Source organism: Thalassovita taeanensis, assembly GCF_900110775.1.
In the GTDB taxonomy this organism is placed as follows: domain Bacteria; phylum Pseudomonadota; class Alphaproteobacteria; order Rhodobacterales; family Rhodobacteraceae; genus Litorimicrobium; species Litorimicrobium taeanense.
On sequence record NZ_FOEP01000002.1, the window covers coordinates 373,049 to 399,432 of the forward strand.

General features: G+C 62.9%; 21 protein-coding genes. 10 read left to right on the forward strand and 11 right to left on the reverse strand.

The window, feature by feature from the left end; genetic code table 11:
- Window positions 1-28: 28 nt before the first annotated feature.
- The 6 genes from cobN to BSF79_RS04310 all read left to right on the forward strand — a co-directional run bounded on the left by cobN (window position 29) and on the right by BSF79_RS04310 (window position 10,712).
- Window positions 29-3,769 carry a cobaltochelatase subunit CobN gene (gene cobN, locus BSF79_RS04285; RefSeq protein WP_090268594.1) on the forward strand — a complete coding sequence of 1,247 codons (3,741 nt, stop codon included), beginning with the start codon at window positions 29-31 and terminating at the stop codon, window positions 3,767-3,769.
- A 131-nt stretch (window positions 3,770-3,900) separates the two neighbouring features.
- Window positions 3,901-4,419 (forward strand): DUF2478 domain-containing protein, encoded by a 519-nt coding sequence (locus tag BSF79_RS04290; protein WP_090268595.1) that lies wholly within the window; start codon window positions 3,901-3,903, stop codon window positions 4,417-4,419.
- Between the two features lie 71 nt (window positions 4,420-4,490).
- Window positions 4,491-6,185 carry an adenine deaminase gene (gene ade, locus BSF79_RS04295; RefSeq protein ID WP_090268596.1) on the forward strand — a complete coding sequence of 565 codons (1,695 nt, stop codon included), beginning with the start codon at window positions 4,491-4,493 and terminating at the stop codon, window positions 6,183-6,185.
- A 160-nt stretch (window positions 6,186-6,345) separates the two neighbouring features.
- Window positions 6,346-8,445 carry a 3-hydroxyacyl-CoA dehydrogenase NAD-binding domain-containing protein gene (locus tag BSF79_RS04300; RefSeq protein ID WP_090268597.1) on the forward strand — a complete coding sequence of 700 codons (2,100 nt, stop codon included), beginning with the start codon at window positions 6,346-6,348 and terminating at the stop codon, window positions 8,443-8,445.
- A 2-nt stretch (window positions 8,446-8,447) separates the two neighbouring features.
- Complete coding sequence (locus BSF79_RS04305; protein ID WP_090268598.1) at window positions 8,448-9,635, forward strand: acyl-CoA dehydrogenase family protein; 1,188 nt, start codon at window positions 8,448-8,450, stop codon at window positions 9,633-9,635.
- A 3-nt stretch (window positions 9,636-9,638) separates the two neighbouring features.
- Complete coding sequence (locus tag BSF79_RS04310) at window positions 9,639-10,712, forward strand: acyl-CoA dehydrogenase family protein (protein ID WP_090268599.1); 1,074 nt, start codon at window positions 9,639-9,641, stop codon at window positions 10,710-10,712.
- Between the two features lie 184 nt (window positions 10,713-10,896).
- Here BSF79_RS04310 and BSF79_RS04315 read toward each other — a convergent pair whose 3' ends face one another.
- From BSF79_RS04315 to BSF79_RS04345, 7 genes are all read right to left on the reverse strand, one after another.
- Window positions 10,897-11,937: an NADP-dependent oxidoreductase gene (locus tag BSF79_RS04315; protein WP_090268600.1), complete on the reverse strand. Its 1,041-nt coding sequence runs from the start codon at window positions 11,935-11,937 to the stop codon at window positions 10,897-10,899.
- A gap of 40 nt (window positions 11,938-11,977) precedes the next feature.
- Window positions 11,978-12,400 carry a PaaI family thioesterase gene (locus tag BSF79_RS04320; protein ID WP_090268601.1) on the reverse strand — a complete coding sequence of 141 codons (423 nt, stop codon included), beginning with the start codon at window positions 12,398-12,400 and terminating at the stop codon, window positions 11,978-11,980.
- 19 nt (window positions 12,401-12,419) lie between these two features.
- Entirely contained in the window at window positions 12,420-13,454 is a 1,035-nt protein-coding gene (locus BSF79_RS04325) for a phosphotransferase family protein (protein WP_090268602.1), read from the reverse strand.
- A 10-nt stretch (window positions 13,455-13,464) separates the two neighbouring features.
- Complete coding sequence (locus BSF79_RS04330; RefSeq protein ID WP_090268603.1) at window positions 13,465-14,133, reverse strand: histidine phosphatase family protein; 669 nt, start codon at window positions 14,131-14,133, stop codon at window positions 13,465-13,467.
- Window positions 14,134-14,231: 98 nt separating this feature from the next.
- A complete protein-coding gene (locus tag BSF79_RS04335) occupies window positions 14,232-15,434 on the reverse strand; it encodes an acetyl-CoA C-acyltransferase (RefSeq protein WP_090268604.1) in 1,203 nt (400 codons plus the stop codon).
- Window positions 15,435-15,474: 40 nt separating this feature from the next.
- The gene (locus BSF79_RS04340) at window positions 15,475-15,945 is read right to left on the reverse strand and encodes a MaoC family dehydratase (protein ID WP_090268605.1); all 471 of its coding nucleotides are present in this window, start codon (window positions 15,943-15,945) and stop codon (window positions 15,475-15,477) included.
- A gap of 254 nt (window positions 15,946-16,199) precedes the next feature.
- Window positions 16,200-17,831, reverse strand: coding sequence for a long-chain fatty acid--CoA ligase (locus tag BSF79_RS04345; RefSeq protein ID WP_090268728.1), 1,632 nt, complete (start codon window positions 17,829-17,831; stop codon window positions 16,200-16,202).
- Between the two features lie 207 nt (window positions 17,832-18,038).
- On the opposite strand from BSF79_RS04345, the gene BSF79_RS04350 reads away from it, so the two are divergent.
- A complete protein-coding gene (locus BSF79_RS04350; RefSeq protein WP_090268606.1) occupies window positions 18,039-19,007 on the forward strand; it encodes an NADPH:quinone oxidoreductase family protein in 969 nt (322 codons plus the stop codon).
- Window positions 19,008-19,019: 12 nt separating this feature from the next.
- Here BSF79_RS04350 and BSF79_RS04355 read toward each other — a convergent pair whose 3' ends face one another.
- The 3 genes from BSF79_RS04355 to BSF79_RS04365 all read right to left on the reverse strand — a co-directional run bounded on the left by BSF79_RS04355 (window position 19,020) and on the right by BSF79_RS04365 (window position 22,445).
- On the reverse strand, window positions 19,020-19,850 hold the full coding sequence (locus tag BSF79_RS04355) for an IclR family transcriptional regulator (RefSeq protein ID WP_090268607.1): 831 nt from the start codon (window positions 19,848-19,850) through the stop codon (window positions 19,020-19,022).
- A 102-nt stretch (window positions 19,851-19,952) separates the two neighbouring features.
- Window positions 19,953-21,644 (reverse strand): long-chain-fatty-acid--CoA ligase, encoded by a 1,692-nt coding sequence (locus tag BSF79_RS04360; RefSeq protein WP_090268608.1) that lies wholly within the window; start codon window positions 21,642-21,644, stop codon window positions 19,953-19,955.
- Window positions 21,645-21,665: 21 nt separating this feature from the next.
- Complete coding sequence (locus tag BSF79_RS04365; protein ID WP_090268609.1) at window positions 21,666-22,445, reverse strand: SDR family NAD(P)-dependent oxidoreductase; 780 nt, start codon at window positions 22,443-22,445, stop codon at window positions 21,666-21,668.
- 208 nt (window positions 22,446-22,653) lie between these two features.
- Here BSF79_RS04365 and BSF79_RS04370 point away from each other — a divergent pair, with 208 nt between their 5' ends.
- Window positions 22,654-23,616, forward strand: coding sequence for a class 1 fructose-bisphosphatase (locus tag BSF79_RS04370; RefSeq protein WP_090268610.1), 963 nt, complete (start codon window positions 22,654-22,656; stop codon window positions 23,614-23,616).
- A gap of 88 nt (window positions 23,617-23,704) precedes the next feature.
- Window positions 23,705-24,385: a ribulose-phosphate 3-epimerase gene (rpe, locus tag BSF79_RS04375; RefSeq protein ID WP_090268729.1), complete on the forward strand. Its 681-nt coding sequence runs from the start codon at window positions 23,705-23,707 to the stop codon at window positions 24,383-24,385.
- Between the two features lie 69 nt (window positions 24,386-24,454).
- Here the strand turns inward: rpe and BSF79_RS04380 are convergent, their stop codons facing one another.
- A complete protein-coding gene (locus BSF79_RS04380; protein WP_090268611.1) occupies window positions 24,455-25,000 on the reverse strand; it encodes a PAS and helix-turn-helix domain-containing protein in 546 nt (181 codons plus the stop codon).
- Between the two features lie 85 nt (window positions 25,001-25,085).
- Here BSF79_RS04380 and BSF79_RS04385 point away from each other — a divergent pair, with 85 nt between their 5' ends.
- Window positions 25,086-26,381, forward strand: coding sequence for an acetylornithine deacetylase/succinyl-diaminopimelate desuccinylase family protein (locus BSF79_RS04385; protein WP_090268612.1), 1,296 nt, complete (start codon window positions 25,086-25,088; stop codon window positions 26,379-26,381).
- Window positions 26,382-26,384: the final 3 nt, after the last annotated feature.

The window sequence follows — 26,384 nt, forward strand, 5'->3', positions numbered from 1 at the left end:
ACGCCCCGGCACAAGAAGGAGCCTGCTGATGCACCTGCTCGCCGCTACCCCCGGATCCATCGACGATGGCAAAGAACCGGTCGATCTGGGCCAAAGCCCCGCCGACGTGGTCTTCATCTCCGCCGCCGATACCGAGCTTGCCGCCCTGTCGCAGGCCCGCACCGAAATGACCGACCCGCCAAGCCTGCGGCTGGCCAATCTCACCCACCTGCAACACCCGATGTCGGTGGACCTGCATCTGGACAATTGCGCCACCAAATCCCGACTGGTGATCGCCCGCATCCTCGGTGGCGCGGGCTATTGGAAATACGGATTCGAGCAATACGCCGCCCGGCTGGCCGAATGCGGCATCCCCTTCGCCGCCCTGCCCGGCGACGACAAACCCGACGCCGACCTGCGCGGCCTCTCCACCGTGTCGACCGACGATTACGACGCCCTGTGGTCCTACATGGTCGAAGGCGGCCCGCAAAATGCCAGCAACTTCCTCGCCCATGCCCGCTGGATGCTCACCGACCACCGCGCCGAGGACAGCCGCCCGCAAGCCGCCAAACCGCTTCTGCGCGCCGGGGTCTACTGGCCCGGCGCCGGGGTGTCCGACCTCGCCGCCGCCCAATCCGGCTGGTCCGCAGGTGCCCCCGTCGTGCCGATCATCTTTTACCGCGCGCTGGTGCAGGGCGCCGGGCTGAACCCGATCAACCGGCTGGTGAAATCCCTGCTGCGTCAGGGGCTGAACCCGCTGCCGATCTTCGTGGCCTCGCTGAAAGACCCAGTCTCGACCGCCACCCTCGAAACCCTCTTCACTGCGGCGCCGCCAACCCTGATCCTCAACGCCACCTCCTTCGCCGTCGGCAGCCCCCACGCAGGCGACGACAGCCCGAAAAATCCGCTGACCATGCCCGCCGCCAACGCCGCGCCAGTGTTCCAAACCGTCCTCGCCTCCTCGACCGAGGAAACCTGGGCCACCGGCCTCACCGGGCTCTCGGCCCGCGACATCGCGATGAACGTCGCTCTGCCAGAGGTCGATGGCCGCATCCTCAGCCGCGCGATCTCGTTCAAGGACGAAGCGTACTTTGACGACGCCACCGAATGCCCCATCGCCACCTACCGCGCTCAGGGTAACCGGATCGACTTCGTGGCGCGCCTCGCCGCCAACTGGGCCAAACTGCGCCACACCCCGGCCCCCGACCGCCGCGTCGCACTGATCCTCGCCAACTATCCCAACAAGGACGGCCGCCTCGCCAATGGCGTCGGCCTCGACACCCCCGCCGCCACGGTCCACACCCTCAACCTGCTGGCGCAAAATGGCTACACCATCGCGGACGCCCCACAAGACAGCGACACGCTGATGCAGTCGATCCTGTCCGGCCCCACCAACTGGCTCACCGACCGCGCCCAACGCACCGGCGGCACCCACATGCCGCTCGCCGATTACCTGACCCACTACGCCCAATTGCCGTGGGAGCTGCGCGAACAGATCGAAACCCGCTGGGGGAAGCCCGAACAAGACCCCTTCTTTCTGACCGAAATACTCAATTCCGACGGCACCACAGACGCCAACACCGGCGCAGGCTTCGCCCTGTCGATCCTGCCGCACGGCAACGCCGTGATCGGCATCCAGCCCGCCCGCGGCTATAACATCGACCCGACCGACACCTACCATTCGCCGGACCTCGTGCCGCCACACAACTACCTCGCGTTCTACTTCTGGCTCCGGCACAGCTTCGGCGCCCATGCCCTCGTACATATGGGCAAACACGGCAACCTCGAATGGCTGCCCGGCAAGGCGCTGGCCCTGTCCGAAACCTGCTGGCCCGAGGCGGTGTTCGGCCCCACCCCGCATCTCTATCCCTTCATCGTCAACGACCCCGGCGAAGGCACCCAGGCCAAACGCCGCGCCCAAGCCGTGATCATCGATCACCTGACCCCGCCGCTGACCCGTGCCGAAACCTACGGCCCCCTGCGCGACCTCGAAGCGCTGGTGGATGAATATTACGAGGCCGCAGGCGTCGACCCCCGCCGCATCGCCCACCTGCGCCGCGAGATCCTGACCCTCACCGCCGCCACCGGCCTTGATCAGGACGTCGGCATGCAGGGCACCGACGAAGATACCGATCTGGCCAAACTCGACGCCTACCTGTGCGAGTTGAAAGAGGCGCAGATCCGCGACGGGCTGCATATCTTCGGCCAATCCCCCACCGGCGTGCAGGAACGTGACCTCGCCATCGCCCTCACCCGCGTGCCGCGCGGCGACGGCAAGGGCGAAGACGCCTCGCTGATCCGCGCACTGGCCAGCGACTTCGCGCTCGACTTCGACCCGCTCGATGCCGATATGGCAGCCCCCTGGACCGGCCCGCGCCCCAACGCGCTGACCCGCCTCACCACCGATCCGTGGCGCTCGACTGGCGACACGGTCGAGCGGATTGAGCTGCTGGCCATCGCCGCGCTGGACGGGCAAGCAGAAGCCCCCGGCCCCAACAGTGCAACCGTCCTGAGCCATATCGGCCAGAGCATCCGCCCCACCGTCGCCGCCTGCGGCCCGGCCGAAGGCGCGGGCCTCCTCACCGCCCTTGCGGGGCAGTTCGTCGCCCCGGCGCCCTCCGGCGCGCCCACGCGGGGACGGCTCGACACCCTTCCAACCGGCAGGAATTTCTTCAGCGTCGACAGCCGCGCCGTGCCCACCCCCACCGCTTGGGCGCTGGGGTGGAAATCCGCCAATCTGCTGCTGGAAAGGCACCTGCAAACCCACGGTGACTGGCCTCGCACCCTTCTGCTGACCGCCTGGGGCACCGCCAACATGCGCACCGGGGGCGATGACATCGCCCAATGCCTTGCCCTGATGGGCGTCAAACCGAAATGGGACAGCGCCAACCGCCGCGTCACCGGGTTCGAGATCATCCCCCACACCGCCCTTGGCCGCCCCCGCGTCGATGTCACCCTGCGCATCTCGGGCTTCTTCCGCGACGCCTTCCCGCAGCTGATCGCGCTTGTCGATTCAGCCGCCCGCGCCGTTATGGCGCTGGACGAACCCGACGACATCAACCCCGCAGCCGTCCGCGCCCGCACCGAAAACAGCCAATCCCGCGTGTTCGGCTCCAAACCCGGCGCCTACGGCGCGGGCCTGCAAGCGATGATCGACGAACGCCTGTGGTCCGATAAATCCGATCTGGCCGAGGCCTATCTTGAATGGGGCAGCTACGCCTATGGCGCGGGCGAGGAAGGCCGCAAAGACCGCAACGCATTTGAGACCCGCCTTGGGCAAGCCGAGGCCATCGTTCAAAATCAGGACAACCGCGAACACGACCTGCTCGACAGCGACGATTATTATCAGTTCGAAGGCGGTGCCGCAGCAGCCATTTCAACCCTGCAAGGCCGTGATCGCCCGATCTATCACAACGACCACTCGCGCCCCGAACGTCCGGTGATCCGTACCTTGGACGAAGAAATATCCCGCGTCCTGCGCTCGCGCGTCGTCAACCCGAAATGGATCGATGGGGTCAAGCGCCACGGCTACAAAGGCGCATTTGAAATCGCCGCCACGGTCGATTACCTCTTTGCCTTCGCCGCCACCACGGGGGCGGTGAAAAACCACCACTTCGACCTCGTGCATGCCGCCTTCCTCGAAGATGACGACACCCGCGACTTCATCGAAGCCCACAACGCCCCCGCCCTGCGCGAAATCGCCGAGCGCCTGTCCGAGGCCATCTCGCGCGGCCTCTGGACCCCGCGCTCCAACTCCGCCCGCACCCGGATCGCTGACCTTCTGGTATGATCCCCAGATCCAATCCCGGCCACCGCCCTCGCCGCTCAACATATCGCCCCCCCGACCAATGTCGGGGCTTGCCTTGGTCGGCCTGTCAGGCTCTGCTGCCATGCAAGCCATTCAAACCTGAGTAGAGCCTGATGCAACTTGCCTATGCGATCGCGCCGGGGCGCGGACAGACCAATATTCTGCTGAGCAGCGTCGCCGCGACCCTCGCCGCGCGCGGGCTGGCCTTGGCCGGAACGCTTCAGACCGACACCGGCTGTGAAACCGACCCCAGATGCGACATGGATATCCGTGTGCTGCCCAACGGCCCGGTGATCCGCATCTCGCAATCACTGGGCGCCCAATCGCACGGCTGCCGCCTCGACCCCGACGCGCTGGAACAGGCCGTCGCCCTGACCGAGGCGCGGATCGCCGAAGGCGGCGTTGATCTGCTGATCGTCAACAAATTCGGCAAGCACGAGGCCGAAGGCCGCGGCTTTCGCAATGCCATCGCCGAAGCGCTGGCGCGCGACATTCCGGTACTGGTCGGCGTGAACAAACTCAATCAGGACGCGTTTTTCGCCTTTTGCCACGGCGAAGCCCACGATGCTGACCACACGCCCGAGGCATTGCTCCGCTGGGCCGCACAGGTCTGTCCACCAAACCCGATCTGACGCAGGCTCCCCCTCGCATCCCGCCGCACCCTGTGGCACTCTGTGCCCAACCGATCACAAAGGGGCACAGCATGACCGAGCTCGAACATCTGATTGATCAGGGCCGCGGCATCGCCCCCGCCGATATCGTCCTGCGCGGCGGCCGGATGCTTGACCTGATCACCGGCGATCTGCTGGAGGGCGATATCGCCATCTGCGGCGATACCATCGTCGGCACCTGCGACACCTACGAGGGCATCCGCGTGATCGACGTGACCGGGCTGATCCTCGTGCCCGGCTTCATTGACACCCACCTGCATATCGAAAGCTCGCTGGTCACCCCGTTTGAATTCGACCGCTGCGTCGCCCCGCGCGGCGTCACCACCGCCATCTGTGACCCGCACGAGATTGCCAATGTCATCGGCACCGACGGCATCCGCTATTTCCAAGAGGCCGCAGAGCGCACCGTGATGAGCATCAAGGTACAGCTCAGCTCCTGCGTGCCCTCCACCGAGATGGAAACCGCAGGCGCCCGCATCGACGCCGCCGATCTGGCACCGCTGATGGGCCACCCCACCGGCATCGGGTTGGCCGAGTTCATGAACTTCCCCGGCGTGCTTTTCAAAGACCCCGGCGTGCTGGACAAACTCGCGCTGTTTCGCGGTCAGCATATCGACGGCCACGCCCCCATGCTGTCGGGCCGCGACCTCAACGGCTATATCGCCGCAGGCATCCGCACCGAACACGAGGCCACGACCGCCGAAGAGGCGCTTGAAAAACTGCGCAAAGGCATGCGCATCCTGATCCGCGAAGGCTCGGTCTCCAAGGACCTGCACGCACTGGCCCCGATCCTGACCGAACGCACCTCGCCCTATGTCGCGCTGTGCACCGACGATCGCAATCCGCTCGATATCGCCGAATACGGCCACCTGGATTACATGATCCGCACCCTGATCGCCCTCGGCACGCCCGCGCTGGCCGCGTACCGCGCCGCCAGCCTGTCCGCAGCCGAGGCCTTCGGCCTCAAGGATCGCGGCCAGATCGCGCCGGGCAAACGCGCCGATATCGTCGCCCTGCGCAGCCTTGAAGACTGCGATGCCCAACTGGTGCTCTGCGGCGGCGTGGAAGTCACCGATGCCGCCTTTGCCGCACGTCAGACCATTCCGCCCGTGGGCCGCAACTCGGTCAAGGCGCCCACCGTTTCGGCGCAGCACTTCCGCACTTCCGGCAACCGCGAAGACACCGACGTGATCGGCATCATCGAGGGCAAGATCATCACCGACCACCTGCATGAGGTGATCCCGATCGTTGACGGCGACAAACGCCCCGACATCACGCGCGACCTGATCAAGATCGCGGTGATCGAACGCCACGGCAAGAACGGCAACATGGCCACCGGCTTTGTGCGTGGCTTCGGCCTGCAATCCGGTGCCATCGCCTCGACCGTCTGCCACGACCACCATAACATCGCCGTTGTCGGCGCGGATTACGACGATATGGCGCTGGCCGCTAACCGCTTGGGCCAGATCGAAGGCGGCTTTGTCGTCACCCAAGGCGGCAAGGTTCTGGCCGAACTGCCGCTGCCCGTCGCCGGGTTGATGAGCCTCGATCCCTTCGAGACGGTCCGCGACCGGCTGATCAACCTGCGCGCCGCCGCCCGCGATCTGGGCGTGACACTGGAAGAACCCTTTCTGCAACTGGCCTTTCTGGCGCTGCCGGTGATCCCCAATCTCAAGATCACTGATCGCGGGCTGGTCGATGTGAACCGGTTCGAGATCATATCGTAACCTCACGTCACGGAAATATTCTGCAATGCAAACGGGAATTCCGCGCATTGACGCATACCCCCCGACGCTTTAGTTTTTACCCGAGGGAAGGAGGATCAACGGCGTACAAGCCGCGGACTGCTTTCCTGTTTGAAATAGTAATTTGACGGAAAGCACAGACATGCCCGACATTGAACAGATCAACGATCAAATTTCGATTGAACGGCAGGGCGATATCGCCCTGATCTGTATCAATAATCCACCTGTGAACGCGTCCGGTCAGATCGTGCGCCAAGGCCTGCAAGACGCGGTGACGCGGCTGAACGCGGAAAATACCGCGCGGGTCATCGCCATCTATGCGGCGGGCCGCACCTTCGTGGCAGGCGCAGACATCACCGAATTTGGCAAACCGCCACAGCCGCCCGCCCTGCCCGATGTGTTCAACGTGATGGAAGCAAGCACCATTCCGCTGATCTCGGTCATCCACGGCACCGCCCTTGGTGGCGGGCTGGAGCTTGGGCTGGCCACGCACGCCCGCGTCGGGATCGAAGGCTTGCGTGTTGGCCTGCCCGAAATCAACCTTGGCCTGCTGCCCGGTGCCGGTGGCACCCAGCGGCTGCCGCGCCTGACCGGCATTCCCTTCGCGCTCGACATGTGCCTTTCGGGCCGTCAGGTCGGCGCGAAAGAGGCGCTGGAGAACGGCATCATCGACCTGTTGGTGTCGGGCGATCCGCGCGACGTGGCGCTGACCGCCGCGCAGCAGGTGCTCGATGGCACGCTTCCGACCCGCCGCACCAGCGAAGTCGAAACCCAACCCGACGACAATGCGCTGGCCGAAACCGCGGCGATGCTGAAAGCGAAACAGCCGCATATGTTTTCGCCCCACAAGATCGTCGAGGCGATTGCCGCCTCGACCGGGCCGCTGGCGGACGGGCTGAAGGTCGAACGACAGGCCTTCATCGACTCGATGAACACCCCGCAACGTGCCGGCATGATCCACGCCTTTTTTGGCGAACGCGCCGTGTCGAACATCCCCGAAGCCAAAGGCCCCGCCCGCGAAATCGCCAAGATCGGCGTGATCGGCGGCGGCACCATGGGCTCTGGCATCGCCACCTCCTGCCTGCTGGCGGGCATTCCGGTGCGCTTGATCGAAGTCGCTCAGGACGGGCTGGACCGGGGCATTGCCACGGTCACAAAGAACCTCGACGGTGCCGTGTCGCGCGGCAAGCTCAGCCCCGAGAAACGTGATGCCACCCTGGCAATGCTGACCCCCTCGCTTGTGATGGACGATCTGGCCGATGTCGATCTGGTGATCGAGGCCGTGTTCGAAAACATGGACGTCAAGAAAGACATCTTCGGAAAGCTGAACACGATCTGCAAACCCGGCGCGATTCTGGCCTCCAACACCTCCTATCTGGATGTGAACGAAATCGCTGCGGCCACCACTCGCGCGCAGGACGTCATCGGGCTGCATTTCTTCAGCCCGGCGCATGTGATGCGCCTGCTGGAAATCGTCGTGGCCGACAAGACCGCCCCCGATGTTGTCGCCAGCGGGTTCGCCCTGGCAAAGCGGCTGAAGAAAGTCGGCGTGCGCGCTGGCGTCTGCGACGGCTTCATCGGCAACCGCATTCTGGCACACTATTCGAAAACCGCCAGCTATCTGGTGCTGGACGGCGCCACGCCGCAACAGGTGGATGCGGCACTGGAAGGATTCGGCTTCGCCATGGGCCCGCATAAGGTCGGCGATTTGGCCGGACTGGACATCGGCTGGATGACCCGCAAGCGCAAAGCCGAAACCCGCGACCCCAACGAACGCTACGCCGGGGACGTCGCCGACCGCATTTGCGAACACGGCTGGTTCGGCCGCAAGACGGGACAGGGGTACTACATCTACAACGCCGGCGCCCCGATCCCCAACCCCGAGGTCGCCAATATCATCGACGCCGTGCGCGCCGAAAAAGGCATCACGCCAAGAACCTTCACCGATCAGGACATCATCGACCGCTACATGACCGCGATGATCTGCGAGGCCGCCCGCGTGGTCGAAGACGGCACCGCCCGCCGCCCCGTGGACGTGGATATGGTGTTCCTCTTTGGCTACGGCTTTCCGCGCCACCGGGGCGGGCCGCTGCACTATGCTGATACGATCGGGGCGGCTGAACTGCTGACCCGGATCAAGACCTATGCCGTCGAAGACGCCAATTACTGGCAGGCGCCCGCCCTGCTGGAAAAAATGGCGGCTGACGGAACAACTTTTGCTGATCTTAACAAGGGGGCCTGACAATGGACCTGAGCTACTCTGCCGAGGATATCGCATTTCGGGACGAAGTGCGCAGCTTTCTGGCTGACAACATGCCAAAGCATATCTCCGATACCGTGCGGTCGGGCGGCGACCTGACCAAAGCGATGATGGAGGAATGGCACGCTATCCTGAATTCCCGCGGCTGGCTGGCCACGATCTGGCCGGTTGAATTCGGCGGGCCGGGCTGGTCGCCGGTGCAAAAGCACATCTTCGAAGAGGAATGCTGCCGCGCCTACGCCCCGCGCATCCTGCCCTTCGGCCTGTCGATGCTGGGCCCGGTGCTGCAGAAATTCGGCACCAAAGAACAGCAAGACCACTATCTGCCGCGCATTCTGGACGGCACCGATTGGTGGTGCCAGGGCTATTCCGAACCCGGCGCCGGGTCGGACCTTGCCAACCTCAAAACCCGCGCCGTCCGTGACGGCGATGAATGGGTCATCAACGGTCAGAAAACCTGGACCACGCTGGGCCAGCACGCCGACTGGATCTTCTGCCTGTGCCGCACCAACCCCGAGGCAAAGGCCCAAGAAGGCATCAGCTTCATCCTCGTTGACATGAAAACCCCCGGCATTGAACTGCGCCCGATCAAGCTGATCGAAGGCGGCCACGAGGTGAACGAGGTCTTCTTCACCGACGTGCGCGTGCCTTACGGCAACCTCGTGGGACAGGAAAACAAAGGCTGGACCATCGCCAAATATCTGCTGACCCATGAACGTACCGGCATCGCCGGCGTCGGCTTCTCGATGCAGGCACTTGAAGAAGTCAAAGCACTGGCCCGCAAGGTCCGTCGCAACGGCAAACCCCTGATCCAAGACCCGCTTTTCGCCGCCCGCGTCGCACAGGCCGAGATTGACCTCGAGGCGATGAAAATCACCAACCTGCGGATGCTGTTCAAGGCGCAGCAGCAGGGCGCACCGGGCCCCGAAACCTCGATCCTCAAGATCAAGGGCACCGTGATCCATCAGGAACTCAAGGACCTCGCCCGTCGTGCCCTCGGCCCGGCTGCGGCCCCCTTCCCCGGCCATGTGACCGACGGAAACCTGATGTTCGGCCCGGCGGATTCCGCCCACAACGCGGCACAGTATTTCAACTACCGCAAAACCTCGATCTACGGTGGCTCGAACGAGATCCAGCGTAACATCCTGACCAAGACCATGCTGGAGCTGTAACCGATGGATTTCAATCTGACCGAAGATCGCCGGATGCTGGCGGACACGCTGAACCGCTTTCTGGCTGACCAATACCCCGTCGAGCACCGCAACAAAGTGGCCTATGACGCGCCGTTCCATGATCCCGCCAAGTGGGAGCAACTGGCCGAACTGGGCGCGCTGTTCGCCCTAGCCCCCGAGGCCGCAGGCGGCTTTGGCGGCACCGGCTTCGACATCTCCGTCGTGTTCGAAGCAATGGGCCGCACCCTCAACCCCGAACCGGTTCTGGCCGCGCTGCTGGCCAGCCGCCTGCTCAGCGCCGCTGACGAGGATCAAGAGGCCCTGCTGTCCGGCGCCACCAAATATGCCGTCGGTTTCACCGAAATCGACGCGCCGTATGAACTGGACCAGATCGCCGCACAGGCCGCCGCCAAAGGCGACGGCTATACCCTGTCGGGCCGCAAAAGCACGGTCTATGGCGGACATGTCGCCGATGTCATTCTGGTTGCCGCGCAGCTGAACGGCAAACTGGCCCTGTTCGAGGTCAAAGCAACCGACGCCAACATCACCGGCTATGCGATGATGGAAGGCGGCGGTGCCGCCGAGGTGCTGCTGGATGATACCCCCGCGCGCCTGCTGCTGGCCGATGCGACCGCCGCCCTGCAAGATGCCATCGACGCCGGTATCGTCGCCCTGTGCGCAGAAGCTGTCGGCGCGATGGATGTGACCCACGCGATCACCGTCGACTATCTGAAACAGCGCAAGCAGTTCGGCGTTCCGATCGGCAAATTCCAGGTGCTGCAACACCGCGCCGTCGACATGCTGACCGAGATCGAGCAGGCCCGCTCGATCACCATCAAAGCAGCGGCTGAGCTGGGCGGAAACGAGGCCTCGCGCTATGCCTCGATGGCGAAGAACATGATCGGGCGCGCCGCGCGTCTGATCGCCGAAGAAGCGATCCAGATGCACGGCGGCATTGCGATGACATGGGAATACCCGGTGTCGCATTACGCCAAGCGTCTGGTGATGATTGACCCGCAACTGGGCGATACTGATTACCACTTGTCGCGCATCATGGCACAGCTCGACGCCGCCTGATCGCTGATCTTTCGCAAAAACAAATCGCGCCCGGTAGTCTCCTACCGGGCGCGATTGCGTTTCAGGCTCTGTGTTTCGGTCTCTGTCCCAACCTCAGGCGGGTTCAGGGGCACCGACAAAATACCGACGTAATACCGACGCGATACCGACCCGGTTTTTTCGGGTCGATCTCGGCCGCGCGGCCTCAGCCGACCTTGACGATCTGCTTGCCGAAATTGCCGCCGCTCAGCATCCTGATAAACGCCGCCGGTGCCGCCTCCAGCCCCTCGGCCACGTCTTCCTGAATGCTGATCTGACCCGCCGCAACCCGCGGGCCCGCGTCGGCCAGAAACTCTGCATAGCGGTCAAAATGGTCAGAAATGATGAAGCCATGCACATGCAGCCGCTGCACCAGAATCGTCCGCCACAGCTTGGGCAGATTGTCCTTTTCGCCGGTCATGTTTCCGCCAAGCGCCCCGGCATTATACCATGAAATCAAACCACATAGCGGAATACGCCCGCCGACATTCATCAAGGGCATCACGCCCTCCATCACCTTGCCCGCGACGTTTTCGAAATAGATATCCACCCCGTCCGGGCACGCCGCAGCCAAGGCCGCGCGCATTTCTTTGGCATCGGCATAAGCGCGGTGATCAAGGCATTCGTCAAAGCCGAATTTCTCTTTCGCCAGCGCGCATTTTTCCGCACCACCCGCAACGCCAACGACCCGCAGACCCAGCAGTTTTGCCATCTGCCCAACCATCGACCCAACCGGCCCAGTCGCCGCCGCAACCACCAGCGTCTCCCCCTTTTTGGGGCGCCCATATTCCATCAACCCAAACCACCCAGTGAACCCCGGCATCCCCAAAACACCCAGCGCATTGGTCGCAGGCCCGTGCGACGGATCCAGCTTGCGCAGCTCACGCCCGCTGAGACAACCATGGCTCGCCCAGCCGAACATGCCAAAAACCGTGTCACCCGGCTTGAACCGATCATGGTTGGAGGCAATCACTTCGCCAACCGCGCCGCCTTCCATCGTGTGGTCAATCTCGACCGGCTTCGCATAGGATTTGGCATCATCCATACGCCCCCGCATGTACGGGTCCAGCGAGATGTCAGTGACCCGCACCAGAACTTCTCCCTCACCGGGGTTTGGCATGGCGGCGTCCTCCAGCCGGAAATCCTCGGCCACCGGCTCACCCTGCGGTCTGCGTGCCAGAACGATACGCTTCATTGTGTCGGCCATTGTGTGCTCTCCCATTTTTCCTATGTGGTATCGTCGGTCGTCATGACCGATATCGGAATGCCCCGGTGGCCGAGGCGATTTTCGTGCCCAGTTCGTCGGTGACAAGGCCTTCGGCGAAATAGATCTTGCGCCCGCCACCTGTGCGGAAGGCTTCTGTGATCAGCAGCTTGCCCTTGGCCTGCGCAAGATAGTTGACGTTCAGCGTCAGCGTCAGGCAGGTGCGCGGATTGTCGCGATCACCAGTATAACACCCCGCAAACCCCATCGCCGTATCCAACAGCGTGGCATAGATCCCACCATGCGGTATCCCGTTTCGGTTCATCAAAAAGGGATGCAGCGGCTGCTCGACCCGGGCATAATCCGTTGACCATCCCTTCACCTCAAATCCAAGATGAATTTGCAGCGCATAGGATGCCTCGATCAATTCCGGTTCCGGCTCGGTGGGGGCTTGTTTGTCGTTCATGCTTGGCGTTTTCCCTGACTCAGACGCTATGGGCCGCAGTCAGCCCGTTCTGTGCGAAACGCGGCACGTACCCGCCCAGAATACGGGCGCGTTCGGGGTTTGAGGCATTGCCGTCCAACGCGCGTTTGAACACGCCTTGGATGATGGCGGCCATGCGGAAGAAGGTAAAGGCAAGATAGAAGCCGAACCTGTCGATCCCGCCCAGCCCGCGCCGGGTGCAATAGGCGGCGATGAAATCCTCATCCGACATCAGCCCCTCGGCGGTGCGATCCACCCCCGCAAGGCCGCGGCCGTCGCCTCCCGGCGGCATTTTCCACTGCATGATCACGGCGGCCAGATCGGCATAGGGGTGTCCGATGGTGGACAGCTCCCAATCCAGCACGGCGGCACACCGCGGGGCGTCCTTGGCAAACAGCATATTGTCGATGCGATAATCGCCATGCACCAGCGTGCGCTGCCCGTCTTCCTCGGGGATGTTGCTGTCCAGCCAGTTGATCAGCTCTTCCATTTCCGGGATCAACCGAGTTTCCGATGCGCGATATTGCTTGGTCCAGCGGTCAATCTGACGACGGTAATAATTGCCCTCGGGACCATAGTCGGACAGGCCGGTGGCGGTCAGATCCACCGAGTGGATCGCGGCCAGAACCCGGTTCATCTCGTCCACGATCGGGCGGCGATCGGCGATGGCGAGTTCTGGCAGGCGTGGGTCGTCGAAATGGCGACCGACGATTTCCTCCATGACATAGAAGGCCGACCCGATGACGCTGTCGTCCTCGCACAGCACGAACATTTTGGCGACGGGGACGTCGGTGCCCTGGAGCGCGGATTGCACCCGAAACTCGCGGTCCACCGCATGAGCCGACTTCAGCAGAACGCCCGGAGGCTTGCGGCGCAGGACATAGGTGCGTTTGGGGGTGCGCAGCCGGAAGGTGGGGTTTGACTGCCCGACCTCGAATTTCTCGGCCTCGATGGGGCCTTCAAAGCCTTCGATCCGATCTTGTAGCCAGCTTGCGACGGCGGCGGTGTCGAGTTGCCCGGCGGGGTTCGTTGCCATGTCTCTCTCCTCAGCTGTAGGTCAGCATCTCGTCGGCATTGGCCGCGTTGATATGGGGGGTCTCGTTGAAGCCATGCAGATAGAAGCTGTGGTCGGAATAGACAAAGCGGTTCACAGCGCAGTTTTTCATCTGAAGTTGCAGTTTTATTTGTTGAGCATCAGGGGCTTGCAAGGTTGAGGCGACCAGCTGACCAATGGCGCCGGCAGAGCTGACGGCGAGCAGTTGTTTGGTGCCTTGCCGGGCCAATGCCTGCCGTGCGGCTTCGACGCGGGCGGTGAATTGCGCCCAGGTTTCGGGCGGATCAGTGATTTCGTCGCGTTGCCAAGCCAGAACCGTGTCGCGCAAAGTGCGGAAATGCGCCGTCCGATCCGTGTGCATATTCTTGGGTGCCGCGCCGTGGCGGAAGCGGGCATTCAGCAGTGATTTGAAGTCGAACTCATTGAGACCACTGTGAATTTCGGCATCTTCCGGATCCAGCCCCATGCCCTTGGCGATGCCTTCGAAGGTTTCGCGGTGGCGGCGTTGCTGGCCGATGACAAAGGCGTCGGGGCGCACGCCCTGCGCGGCCAATGCTTGGCCCAACGCGATGGATTGCTTGTGCCCAAGATCGGACAGCACGTCATAGTTGGCAGCCCCGAACGAGGCTTGCGCATGGCGGACGACATAAAGTTCAGGCATTGAAACGGGGCCTTTGGCGTTGGGAAAATGCACGTCGGTATTACGTCGGTATCCTGTCTGTATTGCGTCGGTATACAGACAGGATGCCAAGTCGGTTGTCAGAGCACCTCGAACAGGCCCGCCGCGCCCATACCGCCGCCCACGCACATGGTGCAGACGACATATTTGGCGCCGCGACGTTTGCCTTCGATCAATGCGTGCCCGACCATGCGCGCGCCTGACATGCCATAGGGGTGGCCGACCGAAATCGCGCCGCCGTTGACGTTCAGCAGCTCGTGCGGGATGCCCAGAACCTTGGCCGATTGCAGAACCTGACAGGCGAAGGCCTCGTTCAACTCCCAAAGGCCGATATCGTCCATCTTCAGGCCGTTCTTTTCCAGCAGCTTCGGCACCGCATAGATCGGGCCGATGCCCATTTCATCGGGGTTGCATCCGGCGACGGCCATGCCGACATAGCGGCCCAGCGGGGTCAGGCCGCGTTTTTCGGCGGTCTTGGCCTCCATGATGACACTTGCGGATGCGCCGTCAGACAGCTGGCTGGCGTTGCCTGCGGTGATGAAGCTGCCCTGTTCCAGAAACAGCCCGCCCTTGTGCACCGGCGACAGCGATTGCAGCCCCTCCAGCGTGGTCGAAGGGCGGTTGCCCTCGTCCTTGGCGATCGTGATCTCGACGTCGGAGACTTCTTTGGTGGCCTTGTCCATGACCTTCATCGAGGTGGTCATGGGCACGATTTCGTCGTCGAATTTGCCAGCCTCTTGTGCCGCAGCGGTGCGTTGCTGCGAGCGGAGCGAATATTCGTCCTGTTCCTCGCGGGTCACGCCATACCGCTGGGCCACGTTTTCGGCGGTTTCCAGCATCGACATATAAAGCGCGGGCAGGTTCTGTTTCAGCCAGGGGTCACGCGCACGAAAGAGGTTCATCTTGTCGTTCTGCACCAGCGAGATGCTTTCGACCCCGGCGCCGACGGCGATATCCATGCCATCACAGATCACCTGTTTGGCTGCGGTGGCAATTGCCATCATGCCGCTGGCGCATTGCCGGTCCATCGACTGTCCGGCCACAGAGGTTGGCAGCCCGGCGCGCATGGCGGCCTGACGGGCGATGTTGCCACCGGTGGAGCCCTGCTGCAGCGCGGCACCGCAGACCACGTCTTCGACCTCGTGCCCTTCGAGCCCGGCGCGCGCGACGGCGTTCTGAATGGCATGACCTGCCAGCGCCTGAGCCTGAGTGTCATTGAAGGCTCCGCGATAGGCCTTGCCGATTGCAGTACGGGCAGTTGAAACGATGACAGCGTCACGCATTTTATGTTCCTTTGGTTGAATCAGTTGTGGGCGCAGGCGGTCAGTCTGCGGTGTCGCCAAAATATCTGCGCGCCAGCCAGAGCCCGGCAAGGGCGGGCTTATCCTGTCCCTCGGTCTCGACCGTGACCTCAAGCTTGGTCTGCACCTCGCCGGGGCGGATGTCTTTATACTCGGCCAGAACAAAACGGCCCCGGACGCGGGAATTGACCCGGACCGGCGAGATGAAGCGCAGCTTGTCGAAGCCATAGTTGACGCCCATCGTGACGCCCTCCATCGCGGGCACGGCATCGGCGGCCATGGCGGGCAACAGTGAGAGCGTCAGAAAGCCGTGCGCGATGGTGCCGCCGAAAGGCGATGCCGCGGCGCGAGCCGGATCCACGTGGATATATTGGTGGTCGAAGGTCACGTCGGCGAAAGTGTCGATCATGTTCTGATCAATGGTGAACCATTTCGACACGCCAACGTCCTGACCGACCATGGCCTTGGACGCTTCGGGGGGGATTGTGGTCATTGGCGGCTCCTTGATTGGGAGGTCTGCTTGGGTGCGCGGGGCGCGGCGGTGCAGAATGTCCGGGTCATGTGAGCGTTGATTAGCCAGTGATCGCGTGTCTCTTCGCGCATGCCGCCCCTCCCCTGACGATTATTTTGCAGTGCAGAATAGGATTTCACAAACGGATTAACAAGACATCTGTGCCGGTTTTGGCGGTGCCGAATATGCGGGCCTTTGGGGGCACAGCCGGGCGGCCATGTTGGCCGCCCGGACTTTTAACGCAGATCCGGGAGCTGATAGCCCTCGAAATTCTGACGCAGCGTTAGTTTCGAGGTTTTGCCGGTTGCGGTCAGCGGCAGCGACTCGATCCAGATCAGATCATCGGGCATCTGCCATTTGGCGAAGTGTTCGGCCATGTGGGCGTGCAGTTCTTCCAACGTGGGGCGATCTGCGGTGGCGGCGACGGCGATCAGGACCGGGCGTTCATCCCATTTCGGGTGCGGCATGGCGATGGCGGCGCAATTGGCGATGGCCGGGTGCGACATGGCGGCGTTTTCCAGGTCGATCGAGCTGATCCATTCCCCGCCCGACTTGATCAGGTCCTTGGAGCGGTCCTGAATCGACAGAAAGCCGGTGGGGTCGATGGTGGCAATATCCCCGGTGCCAAACCACCCCTCGGCGTCCATCGCACCGGACGAGGCATCAGGATTCCTGAAATAGCCGGAGATGACGGTGTTGCCGCGCACGAACAGCTCGCCCGCGGTTTTGCCGTCATGTGGCAGGCGGGTGCCGGTGTCATCGACAATCTTCATCTCGACTCCGAACACGCGGCGGCCTTGTTTGGCTTTCATATCGACGCGCTTTTCGAACGGCATCCGCCGGACATAGGCGGGCATGGAGCCGTGGGTGCCGATCGGGCTCATCTCGGTCATGCCCCAGGCGTGGCCGACGTTGACGCCGAGGTTTTCGAAGGTTTCGATCATTGAACGCGGCGCGGCGGAGCCACCGACGAGAACATCGGAAAAGCCTTCGGGTGTGCGGCCTTGGGCCTTGATCTCGGCCAGGAGGCCCATCCAGACGGTGGGGACGCCCCAAGCGGAATACACCTTTTCGGCATCCATGAGCGTGAACAGGCTGGGGCCGTCCAGATGTGCGCCGGGCATCACCAGCGACAGACCCGCCAGCGCCGCAACATAGGGCAGACCCCAGGCGTTGACGTGGAACAGCGGCACGACCGGCAGCACCTTTGCGCCATCAGGAAAGGCCGAGCCCTGCGCCAGAACCACCATCAGCGCCTGCAACACGGTTGAGCGGTGCGAATACAGCGCGCCCTTGGGATTGCCGGTTGTGCCGGAGGTATAGCACAGGCCTGCGGCGGTATCTTCGGGGAACTCGGGCCAGTCGAAATGCTCGGGGTGGCCCTCCAACAGCTCTTCATAGCATAGCGCGTTGAGGGTGTTGGCGGGCATGTGCGCGCGATCCGTCATCACGACATAGGTCAGATCCTGCGGCAGTTGTGCCTGCACCGCTTCGAGGATCGGAACAAAGGTTGTGTCCACGAAGATCACGCGGTCTTCGGCGTGGTTGACGATATAGATCAACTGCTCGGCCGACAGGCGCGGGTTGATCGTATGGCAGATGGCGCCAATGCCGGAAATCGCGAAATAGAGTTCATAGTGCCGGTGGCCGTTCCACGCCAGCGTGGCAATCCGGTCGCCCAGCTGCACCCCCATCGCGGTCAGCGCATGCGCAAGCTGCGCCACACGGCGGCTGGTTTGCGGATAGGTCTGGCGGTGCAGGTCGCCTTCGGTCCGGGCCGAAATGATCTCGGCTTCCGGGTGTGCCTCGGACGCGTAGGTCAAAATATCGCTGATCAGCAGCGGGCGCTGCATCATCATGCCTTGCATGGTCTCCTCCCTGATGGTCGTGTGTTCTCCCATCGTGGAGCGTAGCCTGCGTTCGACACAATCCAAAGCGGTTTCACGCCGGGTTTTGGCCGCAGCATCATTTTTCGCAACCAGAGGCGGCGGCGGTTGCTGAAGCCTGAAGGGCTGTTTAGGCTGGCGCAGTATTTGGCCCGAGGAGGGGCTGGGTTTTCAACCGGAGGAGCCTTGATGAAAGCCATTGTCTGCACTGAATTTGCGCCGCTCGACAAGTTGCAATACACCGAGGTCGCCGATCCGGTCGCCACGGGCGATCAGGTCGTGATCCAGATCGAGGCTGCGGGAGTGAATTATCCCGACGGGTTGCTGGTGCAGGGGCTGTATCAGCTGCGCCCCGAGCATCCGTTTGTCCCCGGCATGGAGGCCGTGGGCGTGATCGAAAGCGTCGGGCCTGATGTCAAAACGCTGAAGCCGGGCGACCGGGTGGCAACGATTACCACGCTGGGCGGATACGCCGAGAAGGTGCTGGCCGACGAGGCGCGCGTTTTCCCGATCGGGCCGGATATGGATGCGGCTGATACCTGTGCCTTGCTGGTGGCCTATGGCACCTCGCATCACGCGCTGAAGCAGCGGGCGCAGCTTAAGGCGGGCGAAACGCTGGTGGTTCTGGGGGCTGCGGGCGCGACAGGTGTGGCGGCGATTCAAATCGGCAAGATCATGGGCGCGCGGGTGATTGCCGTGTGTTCAACCGAAGCAAAGCGCGCGCTCGCGCTTGAGGCCGGAGCCGATGAGGCAGTGGGATATGACGCGCTGAAGGATGACATCAAGCGGTTGACCGGTGGCAAGGGCGCGGATGTGGTTTTTGACGTGGTCGGCGGGGCGGCATTCGATGCCTGTTCACGCGCGATGGCGCGCAACGGGCGATTGTTGATCATCGGCTTTGCCAGCGGTGAAATCCCGAAGTTTCCGGTCAATCTGTCGCTGGTCAAGGAATACTCGGTCGTCGGTGTATTCTGGGGCAACTTCACCCGGTACGAGCCGAAGACCTATGCCGAGAACATGGCCGAGCTGATCGGTTGGTATGCCGCGGGCAAGATCAAGCCGGTGATCGAGGGGCGGTATCCGTTGTCCGATGCGGCGCAGGTTCTGACCCGCGTGTTGGGCCGTGGGGCGACAGGCAAGTTGGTTCTGCTGCCCTGACGCAAGCGGGGGTCAGACGCCGGTGCGGGCGATCATTTGCGTCATCTGCACCAGCTTCGGCCCCAGGTCGTTGACCAGCCGTTCGCGCGGCAGGATATAGCCCGGCCCACCAAGGTTGAAGGCCAGCATCGGCGTATGGCCGTGCACCGAGCGATAGGGCACCGAGACCGCGTGCACATCGGGCTGCCATTTGCCCATACTGACGTAAAATCCCTGGGTGCGGATCTGCTCGGCGGCGTCTAGGATTTCGTCGCGCATGCGGGGCCAGTCCGCGGGTGGGGTTCGGTCCTGGATCCGCTCCATGATCTGGGCGCGTTCGGTTTCGGTTGTGCCCGCGATATACGCGCGGCCCATGGCGGACCGGGCCAGCGAAATGCGCGAGCCGACATTGAGCTGAAGCGACACCATGCCCATAGTCGAGCGGGCACAGGCGATATAGCTCATCGACATGTCATCGCGGCCGCCAAGCGCCACCAGCACGCCATCGCCGCAATCGTCGGCGAGGCGCTGCATGTAGGGTTGCGCGGTTTCGCGGATCTTCATCCCGTCAAGGCAGGCATAGCCAAGGCTGAGCACCGGCAGCCCCATACGGTAGCGTCCGGTATCTTCGTCATAGACCAGATACCCCAGCTTCAGCAGGGTATAGGTCAGCCGCGAGACGGTGGAGTTGGGCAGGCCGGTGCGTTCAGCCAGTTCGCGGTTGCCCAGACCGCCGATGTCGGCGGGGCGAAACGCGCGCAGAATATCCAACCCGCGATGCAGGGCCGTCACGAACTGGCGGTCACCGCTGTGTTCGTTCTCGGCGGGCTCTTCGCCGGTGTCCGATGCTGTCCTTTTCCTCACGCGGGTGTCCCTGACTTGGTTGTGAGTGGCTGCGCGATCCCCTGCGCGGGATGGGCTGCACCTAGTGTATAGCAGTGAAACAGGTCAAGCGGTGTATCGGGATCATCCATCTGCGGCCTCGGCCTGTGCGAGGTTCGCGCGTTCCTGATCCTGCAGTGCCCGCCAAAGCACCTTTCCCGACGCGGATTTGGGCAGCGCATCGACAAAGGCGATGTCGCGCGGGCATTTATAAGCCGCCATTTCGGTTTTGCACCACTCGATGATGTCCTGCGCCGTGACCCGGTTTTGGGCGGCTGCGGTCAGCACGACATAGGCTTTGACGGTTTCGCCGCGGCGTGGGTCCGGCGTGCCGATGATACAGACCTCGGCGATATCCGGGTTGCGGTGCATCAGGGCTTCGACCTCGGCGGGCCAGACCTTGAAGCCTGCGGCGTTGATCATGCGCTTGACCCGGTCAACCATGAAGAAATAGCCGTCTTCATCGTAATATCCCAGATCGCCGGTGCGAAAGAAGGTTTTGCCGTCGAGCTGAAAGAAGGCCTGTTTGGTGGCCTCTTCGTTCTGCCAGTAGCCCAGAAAAACCTGCGGGGCAGAGGTGACAATCTCGCCCACTTCGTTGGGGCCAAGCTGGGCACCGTCGGAGACGCCGAGGATGCGGCTGTCGACGTCGAAGATCGGAATCCCGAGGCATTGCCGCTTTGCGGCGGCAGGGGGGTTCATGTGGAGGGCGGCCATGGTTTCGGACAGGCCGTAGCCTTCGATATAGTCGAGGCCGGTCATGCCTTTCAGGCGCTTGGCGATCGCCTCGGGCATGGGGGCGCCGCCGCCGCCGACGGCGGTAAGGCTGGACAGGTCATAGCGGGCGAAATCGGGATCGTTGAGCAGATCAATCACCATGGTCGAGATCGAGCGCCAGCGGGTGACGTGGTAGCGTTTTATCAGCTCGGCCGCGACCACGCGGTTCCAGCGGGTCATGATCACAAGGCATCCGCCGGAATACAGCGGGCTGTTCATCGCGGCCTGCATGCCGGTGACGTGGAACAGCGGCAGCACGGTCAGGCTGATGTCGTGTTCGGTCATCGGGTTCCACACCAAGCTGCCCACAAGCGTCACCTGCACCGTCCGGTGGGTGTGGACGCAGCCCTTGGGTTGCCCCGTCGTACCCGAGCTGTAGGGGATCACGGCAAGGTCGTCAGGGGTGGCCTGCGGTGCGGCGGGTCTTTCGCCGCGCGCCACTGCGTCGGACCAGCGCACAACGCCGGGGCCTGCAATCGCAGCCGGATCAAGCGTGTCCATGGGCGCGGGCAACGGAATGTCATAGCCGGGATCGGCGAGTTCGCCGTAATGGCCGACAATAATGGTGTTCAGCAGGCCTTCGTCGACCAGCGGCGTGGCAAAGCTGGTCAGCTCTTGCCCCGCCAGCATGACATCGGCCCCTGCGTCGCGGGCATAGTGCTGCAACTCGGCGTGGCGGCTCATGGGGTTGACGGGGATCACCACCGCATCGGCGCGCAGGATGGCATAATAGCCGATCACGAAATGCGCGCTGTTTTGCATATAGAGCAGCACCCGGTCGCCGCGCGTCACGCCCGCGACATTTTGCAGGTAGCCGGCCAGCGCGTCGACCTGTTGCGAAAGCTGCGCATAGGTCAGGGTGTTGCCATGATAGATCACGGCGGGCCGCTGAGCATATTGGGCGGCGGCATTGATCAGGTTCTGCGTCAGGGTCTGCTCTGGCAGGTCAAGGTGATGCGGAACCCCTTCGGGCCAAACAGATTTATGGCGGTCAAGCATGGGGGTGCGGCCTTGTGCGTGTCAAAATTTCATCCCCGGCAAGCTGAGCGATGCGCTGTTGCCCCCATCCACCGGCAGGGCTTGCCCGGTCATGAAGCTGGCGTCGTCGCTGGCCAGAAAGGCGATGACCGAAGCGATTTCTTCGGGGCGGCCATAGCGGCGTAGTTCGGCGCGCGCGCCCAGGCGGTCCTCTTTGCCGGCGCTGCGGGCCATGTCAAAAATCGGCTTGGTCATGCCGGTTTCGATCAGGCCGGGGCAGACCGCGTTGACGCGAATGCCGTGGCCGCCCAGATCGCAGGCGGTTGTCTGGGTCAGGTTGATCACCCCGGCCTTGGAGGCCGAGTAGATATTGCCCCCTGCCCCCGACCGGATCCCCGCGACCGACGCGGTATTGACGATCGCACCGCTGCCCTGCGCGATCATCGCGGGCGCGCCGTGTTTGATGAAATACATCGTCGCAAACAGATTGACGCCGAAGACGCGGTTCAGCTCGCCGGTGTCGATTTCTGTGATCGGTGCCGGGGTGCAGGTGACGCCCGCATTGTTGCAGATCACATCGAGGCGGCCATAGCGGTCAAGCACCTGCGCGATGCAGGCTTTGACCGCATCTTCGTCGGACACGTCGCAGGTGAAGGTCATGTGGTTGGCGCCGCTGGTGGGAATGGCGTGTTTCAGCGCCTCGGCATTGATATCGACCAGTGCCACGGCTGCGCCTTCGTCGGCCAGCCGCTGCGCCGTGGCTTTGCCGATTCCACTGGAGGCACCCGTCACGATGGCAATTTTTCCGCCAAATCTGTCCATGATGCTCCCCCTATTGCGGGTTACACTGTCACAAAGGCAATGCGCGATCAATATGGCGAAATATCATTCCGCACGGCGGGAATAGGTGGCAATTGCCGCGCGAATGGCGGACGTAAACGCGCAACACGGCGTTTTGGCATTCAAATTTCTGCTCAGGTCTGAAATAGCATATATATCCATTTTCAGCCTCTCCTAACGGATGTGAGATATGCCCAGTCAGCCTAGCGTGATTTCCCCCGACCTTATTCCAGCCGAGCTTTACCCGGTGATCAATGCGCTGTGCGCCGTGTCGATTGACGTGGCCGCCGTGATCGCCAAGGGCCCGCTTGGGCAATCCTTGGGCAGTCAGGTGGGCGAAAACACCGATGGCGACGCGCAAAAGGCACTGGATGTGCTGGCCGACGAGATGTTCGAGGGCGCGTTGCGCGAGGCGAATGTGCGCTGGTATGCGTCGGAGGAGCAGGAAACGGTGCTGACGCTGGACCCTGCGGGGAAGTATGCGCTGGCGATTGACCCGCTGGACGGGTCATCCAACATCGACGTGAACGTGTCGATCGGGACGATCTTTTCGGTGTTCGACGCCAAGGATGAGGCCGAGGCCAGTTTCCTGCGCCCGGCGCGCGAGCAACTGACGGGGGGATACATCCTTTATGGTCCCTCCTGCTGTCTGGTGGTGACCTTCGGGTCGGGCACGCAGCAATATGTGCTGGACCCCGACACCAAGCAATTCGTTCTGGTCGAGAAGGCGATGAGCGTGCCTGCGACCTCGAAGGAATTTGCGATCAACGCCTCGAACTATCGCCACTGGTCCAAGCCGGTGCGCACCTATATCGACGAGTGTCTGGCGGGCAAAGAAGGGCCGCGCGGCAAGGATTTCAACATGCGCTGGGTCGGGTCACTGGTTGCGGAAACGCACCGCATTCTGACCCGTGGCGGGATTTTCCTGTACCCGCGCGATGGGCGACCCGGTTACGAGAATGGCCGCCTGCGGATGATCTATGAATGCGCGCCGATTGCGTTTGTGATCGAGCAGGCGCAGGGCGGGGCCACCGATGGCGAAACCCCGATCCTTGATCTGGCGGCTGACACGCTGCATGGACGCACGCCGCTGATTTTCGGCAGCGCCGAAAAGGTGGCCGCCGTGGCCGCGCATCACGAATTGTCAGAATAAGCCCGGCGGGGTTTTCGCCCGCGCGCGGGTGTTCTATAGGACGGGCGTGGTTGCTGCCGCGCCCGTTCCCTTTTTCGGAGAGTTGATGATGTCCTTTGACCGTTCGCTGAAGATCGCGCCCTCGATCCTGTCCGCAGATTTTGCCAATTTCGGCGCTGAAATTCAGGCGATCGAAGCGCAGGGTTGCGACTGGGTGCATGTGGATGTGATGGACGGGCATTTCGTGCCCAACCTGACCTTTGGCCCGCCGCTGTGCGCCGCGATCCGCCCGCATATCAAGACAGTGATGGATGTGCATCTGATGATCTCGCCGGTGGATCAGTATATCGACGCCTTCGCGCAGGCCGGAGCCGATGTGATCACCGCCCATGTCGAGGCGACGCCGCATATTCACCGCACAATGCAGGCGATCCGCGGCGCCGGGGCCAAGGCCGGGCTGGCGCTGAACCCCGGCACCCCTGCCGAGGCCTGCGACTATCTGCTGGATATGGTCGATCTGATCTGCGTGATGACGGTGAACCCCGGTTTTGGCGGGCAGAAGTTCATCCATTCGCAGGTCGAGAAGGTCGGCAAGCTGCGCGCCATGATCGGCGACCGTCCGATCCATATCGAGATTGATGGCGGTGTGACGCCGGAAACCGCGCCCTTGGTGGCCGCAGCCGGGGCCGATGTTCTGGTGGCCGGGTCGGCGGTATTCAAAGGCGGATCGGTCAGCAACCCGGCGCCATATGGCGAAAACATGCGGGCCATTCGCGCCGCCGTGGGCTGAGGCCCCAAGCGCGGCCGTCTTGGATATGAACGGTTCGGTCGGCTGGCGACGCGGTGTGCCGCCAGCGCCCTATTGCCCGAACCCGGACAGGCGCGACAGCAAAACGGCCACATTCTTGACCTTGAACTTGCGCAGAAGGCGGGCGCGCACGTCTTCGATGGTGCGCGGTGACAGGCCCAGCACCTGACCGATTTCCTTGCTGGTGCGCCCACGGGACAGCCACATCAGCACCTCGCGTTCGCGCGGGGTCAGCGTGGGGCCGGTGGGGGTTGTTTCGATCAACGCAAAGCTGAGCACGATACGGGCCAGCGGATCATCGGGGCTGAGCGTGCGGGCGCGGAAACGGCACCAGAAGGTGGTGCCATCGGCGCGGCGCATGATGCGTTCATCCGTATAGGGATGCGAGCGGCGCAGCGGTTCGAGGCCGATGTCGCGCACCTGATGGAACTCCTGATCCGTGCCGTACAGCAGGCGAAAGCTTTGCCCGATCAGGGTGGATTTGGGATAGCCGAACATCTGCGCGAAGGTATCGTTGCACGATTGGATCACGCGGTGTTCGGTCAGGGCGATGCCCATCGGCGCGTTGTCAAAAGCAAGCTGATCAAGGTTCGTCATCTGTCACCGTGTTCATACGGTCTTGGCACCGTAGCGCAACACAAGCATAGTTCCATACAAGATTGCAACCCGCCGGAGCCTGACCATGTCTGTGACAGACCGCCTTTGCGACGAGATCGATGCCCGCCGTGATGACCTGATCGCGCTGACGCAGGACCTGATCCGTATTCCCACGCTCAACCCACCCGGTGAAAACTACCGCGACATCTGCGTGTTTCTGGAAAAGCGGCTGAGGGCTTCGGGGTTTGAGGTCGAGTTGGTGCGCGCCATCGGCAGCCCCGGTGACTGCGAGAAATACCCACGTTGGAACATGGTGGCGCGGCGCGAAGGCAGTGTTGCAGGCGAGTGTGTGCACTTCAACAGCCATATCGATGTGGTCGATGTCGGGCTTGGCTGGACCGTCGATCCATTCGGTGGCGTATTGAAAGACGGCAAGATTTACGGGCGCGGCGCGTGCGACATGAAGGGCGGGCTGGCGGCCAGCATCGTGGCGGCAGAAGCGTTTCTGGCGGTCTGCCCCGATTTTGCCGGCGCGATCGAGATCAGCGGCACTGCGGACGAAGAATCGGGCGGTTTCGGCGGCGTGGCCTATTTGGCGGAAAAGGGCTATTTCACGCCCGAACGTGTGCAGCATGTGATTATCCCCGAGCCACTGAACAAGGACCGGATCTGCCTTGGCCATCGCGGCGTGTGGTGGGCTGAGATCGAGACATTCGGCGAGATCGCCCACGGATCAATGCCGTTCCTTGGCGATTGCGCGGTGCGGCACATGGGGGCGGTCGTGTCCGAGATGGAGGACAGCCTGTTCCCGGCGCTGGCGCTGAAGCGCACCGATATGCCGGTGGTGCCCGAGGGGGCCAAGCAATCGACGCTGAATATCAATTCGATCCACGGTGGTCAGGCCGAGGGGGACGCGGATTTCACCGGACTGCCCAGCCCCTGCGTGCCAGATAGTTGCCGGATGATCATCGATCGGCGGTTCCTGATCGAAGAAAATATCGACGACGTGCAGGAAGAGGTCATGGCCCTGTTGCGCACGGTCGAAGGGCGGCGCGAGACGTTCCGGTATAACGTGCAAGAGCTGCACCGGGTGCTGCCGACGATGACCGAAAAAAGCGCGCCGGTGGTGCAGGTTGTGGCGCGGGCGATCGAAGCCACCATGGGAAAAGAGGCGCAATATGTCGTCAGCCCGGGCACATATGATCAGAAGCACATCGACAGAATTGGCAAACTGAAGAATTGTATCGCCTATGGGCCGGGTATTCTGGATCTGGCGCATAAACCGGACGAATATGTCGGCGTGGATGATATGCTTGATTCCGCGAAAGTAATGGGCCGCTCGTTGATCGAGCTTCTGGCGAAGCCGGGTGACGCGGCCTGATAA